Below are 3,582 nucleotides of genomic sequence, written 5' to 3'. Positions count from 1 at the left end.
GGAGACAATCAGATGCCAGATTACCGCTTGGAACGCTTCTGTCTGGGGAGTTATTGTCTTCTCGTTTACCACCGGAATTACAACGCAAGCATCAGCAACTTTTGCAGTATACCCACCGTCACGTCCCACAATACCAACTACCTTTGCTCCGGTCTCCTTTGCATAGCGCAGGGCATTGACCAGGTTCACGCTGACATTCTTCTCTGCATTTCCTCCACCTACAGAGAAGACAAGGATACAATCTTTCGCGTTGAGCCGACTCCCTTTGAGCCAGCTTTCAAATACAGACTCCCACCCATCATCATTGACACGAGCCGTGAGCTCGGATACATTATCGGTTGGTGAATATGATTCGATCCCAGCAATTTTTCTGAAATCGTTCACGGCATGTGATGCATGGCCTGCTCCACCACCAACACCAAGAATAAACAACCGCCCAGCGTTCTTCCGTATATCCTGAAGAATACCAGACACCCGATGGATTTGATCCCGGTCAATTTTCCCGATTATCACTACAGCATCATCAAGAAATGCGGAAACATAATCGTCCTCGCTCATGTCTTCATTCCTGTTATGTAACTTGTCTTCTTTTCCTGATATATTCTTCAGTTTCTTTGATTCCAGATGGGGAACCAATTTCAAAAAAGCGTGTTGGTACTTCGTGTCCAAGGATCTGCCCTTCATCGACTAATCGGGAAAGGAGAAGCGAGAGATCAAAAGGTTCATTCGCCGGATATCTATCGAAAACCCTCTTTTGGACCACAATAAGTCCAAAGTCGATGTATTCCATTGAAGGGTCACGGCTTTTTTTATCGTATTTAAGGATTTTAGCATCTTTCATGATAATATTGCTGGTATCGAAAGCATTCCGGTTCCGATACACGGTCATCAGAGCAGGCTGCATTCCTTCGATAAACTGTTGCACTATCTGGTTATAATTGATATCAAGATATGAATCTCCATACATGATCATGAAAATATCCGGAAGCATTCGGGCAGCCTTTTTCACTGCACCTCCGGTTCCCAAGAGGATATTCCCGTCATAGGAGTATTGTACATCAAGGCCAAACCGCGATCCGTCGCCCACATAACTCTCAATCATTTTACCGAAGTTACCTACGCAGAGAATAACATGGCTAATCCCTTTTTCTTTTAACAGTTCCAGTTGATGATCGATGAAGGGACGGCCGTCAATCATTATCATGGACTTGGGGATTTTCTGTGTAACCGGGTATAGGCGGGTAGCCAGCCCTCCGGCAAGAATGACAACGGGAAGCATTACGATGTTGTCACCACTTTACTGCCGTCAAAGTCAAATCGGAACCGGACTTCCTGAAGCCCTTCACGGGCCATTGCCTTTCGGAGTCTCTTGTTGTCCTCTGCGTAAAACATTAAAAATCCTCCACCACCGGCACCAATGAGTTTTCCGCCCAGCGCACCGTTTTTCATGGCGATATCATACCATGAATTGATCCGGTCGTTACTCATCGCATTTGAACGCTGTTTTTTATGATCCCAATGAACGTTCATAAGACTGGCAAATTCTTCAAGATCGCCATGTTCGAATGCAATTTTGCTCTTGTAACCAAGATCCTTGATAAAATGCAGGTTATCGATCATAGTGGTATCATTTTTCTTGCTTTTATCATCTTGCTCCTTGAGCACATTTGAGGCTGAGCGGGAGAAGCCGGTAAAAAAGAGCAACAGGTGATCTTCAAGATTGTAGAGAGTTTCTTTTGAGATATTAAGCTCTTTTGTCTTAACCTGATCATTTTTACAAAAGGTAAAACAATTGATTCCCCCGAATGCAGAGATATATTGGTCCTGTTTCCCAATGGGTTCACGGAGAAGATCCATCTCAATGTGGCAGGCCTCTTCGGCAAGGTCGTCCGGTTTGACAAAGGATTTATTATAAGTATGTAGCGCTTTCAGAAGAGCACATGTGAAGCTGCTGGACGACCCAAGACCTGTGCCTGCCGGGATATCCGCAAGACTCGCGAGTTCGAAATTCTCGGAGCGGATGTCGAGGAGCTTAAGCGCTTCCCGGATTATCGGGTGTTGGATCTCATCAATGGCATGAACACGTTCAGTTTTAGAATATTTGATGATGATTTCCTTCTGGAAGGCTTCATGGAGTGTGATATAGACATATTTATCGATCGCAGCTGCGATAAGAAATCCTTCATGCTGTCTGTAATATGATGGCAGGTCTGTGCCTCCACCTCCCAAAGAGATACGAAGCGGACTTCGGGTAATTATCATAATATTATCTTATCTGACATTCCTCAAATATCTTGACGATCTGTTTTTCAGATATTACAGAGAAAGTAATCCATTATTATTCAGACCAAACGGGTCCGATTTTCTGGTAGCAAAAGTTTCCAACAAGAGAAATAATTTTTTCAATACACAACAAAGGATCCCTCCGGAATGCCATCCACAGGTATCTCATCCCTTCCCGGTGCATACCCAGATGAATAAAATCCAATCCACCCTTGACATACACAAAATTATATACCGCATTCTTCTCAGCGACCAGTTCCTTAGGCAGGTGCGGGTCGGCAAACACTTTCTCCAGAATATGCTCGTAATCGCTGACGTACTTATGCATCAGGGCAACGCTTTTTGCATCACCATAAATCTTTGCCGTCGCAAGCACATGAGGGAGATACGCAATCCGGAAATGCAACCCTGCACGGATCCAGTAATCAAGATCCATGGCAAGGTGCAGACTCTCATCAATTCCCCCAATCATTTCATATACGCTCCTCCGGAGAAAGAGGGCCGGTTGCAGGATATTATCCCGGCAGTAGATCAGGTCCCTCATACTGAACTCCCCGGCATGGTACGTACTGAGGATTTTTCCTGTTTCATCAGTCAGGATCCCATCTCCATAGACCAAGCCAACATCAGGGTTCTCGTTCAGGTATGCTACAGCCATCTAAACAGCATCGCGGGGATAGGTATCATCAGCATTCAGATATGCGATAATTTCCCCTTTCGCTTTCATCCACCCTTTATTAATCGCATCCGATTGCCCGCGATCTGGCTCGGAGATCCACGAGACTCGGTCCCCGTATTTTTTCAGGATGTCCAGGGTCCCATCCGTTGATCCTCCATCAATGATGATATATTCGATATTCGGGTAAGTCTGTTCCAGGATACTCCGAATTGTTTCTTCGATATAAGGTCCTTTGTTGAAGGAGGGGGTAACAATAGAAACCAGAGGGTTCTTCTGCGTCATTGTCTCGAGGACTCCTGCAATATTTCCGTATAAACTGCCATGATTTCCTTGACTACCGTTTCCCATGAATAGCGTTCGGCATATGCAAGAATTTTTCCTGCATCCCATTCTTTATTCAGGCCTTGTCGGATGGCATCCGCAAGAGCCTCAGCATCACCCGGATTGCAGATGATCCCGACATCCTCTGATCGAATGACATCGACACTCCCTACGTTTCGTGCGGCAATAACAGGTCTCCCGCAGGCAAGAGATTCAATCTGGACGATGCCAAAACTCTCCTGGAGACTGGGGAAGACAAAGAGGTCAGCGCTGTTGATCCAGAGGGGCATCTTGTCGGT

Annotated in this window: 6 protein-coding genes; all 6 read right to left on the bottom strand. The window is 45.6% G+C overall.

Annotated elements, in window-relative coordinates:
* The coding region (locus tag LUQ50_RS11485) for an SIS domain-containing protein (protein WP_300039973.1) at positions 1-558 on the bottom strand (558 nt) is incomplete at its 3' end.
* Between the two features lie 13 nt (positions 559-571).
* The gene (locus LUQ50_RS11480) at positions 572-1,279 is read right to left on the bottom strand and encodes a sugar phosphate nucleotidyltransferase (protein ID WP_300039972.1); all 708 of its coding nucleotides are present in this window, start codon (positions 1,277-1,279) and stop codon (positions 572-574) included.
* A complete protein-coding gene (locus tag LUQ50_RS11475; RefSeq protein ID WP_300039971.1) occupies positions 1,279-2,262 on the bottom strand; it encodes a hypothetical protein in 984 nt (327 codons plus the stop codon). Before LUQ50_RS11475 ends, LUQ50_RS11480 begins: the two co-directional genes overlap by 1 nt.
* 76 nt (positions 2,263-2,338) lie before the next feature.
* Entirely contained in the window at positions 2,339-2,941 is a 603-nt protein-coding gene (locus tag LUQ50_RS11470; RefSeq protein WP_300039970.1) for a hypothetical protein, read from the bottom strand.
* Positions 2,942-3,244 carry a glycosyltransferase gene (locus LUQ50_RS11465; protein WP_300039969.1) on the bottom strand — a complete coding sequence of 101 codons (303 nt, stop codon included), beginning with the start codon at positions 3,242-3,244 and terminating at the stop codon, positions 2,942-2,944. It lies immediately after the preceding gene.
* The coding region (locus tag LUQ50_RS11460) for a glycosyltransferase (RefSeq protein ID WP_300039968.1) at positions 3,241-3,582 on the bottom strand (342 nt) is incomplete at its 5' end. The genes LUQ50_RS11460 and LUQ50_RS11465, both read right to left, overlap by 4 nt.

It is taken from the genome of Methanospirillum sp. (assembly GCF_028679455.1).
Classification (GTDB): domain Archaea; phylum Halobacteriota; class Methanomicrobia; order Methanomicrobiales; family Methanospirillaceae; genus Methanospirillum.
The sequence above is the reverse complement of the archived record's forward strand: the minus strand, read 5'-3'. Positions and strand labels throughout refer to the sequence as shown.

Bases quoted from the DNA above. Each gene is read 5' to 3' on its own strand.
- LUQ50_RS11475 (WP_300039971.1), bottom strand. From the start codon at position 2,262: ATGATAATTACCCGAAGTCCGCTTCGTATCTCTTTGGGAGGTGGAGGC.
- LUQ50_RS11465 (WP_300039969.1), bottom strand. From the start codon at position 3,244: ATGACGCAGAAGAACCCTCTGGTTTCTATTGTTACCCCCTCCTTCAAC.
- LUQ50_RS11480 (WP_300039972.1), bottom strand. From the start codon at position 1,279: ATGCTTCCCGTTGTCATTCTTGCCGGAGGGCTGGCTACCCGCCTATAC.
- LUQ50_RS11470 (WP_300039970.1), bottom strand. From the start codon at position 2,941: ATGGCTGTAGCATACCTGAACGAGAACCCTGATGTTGGCTTGGTCTAT.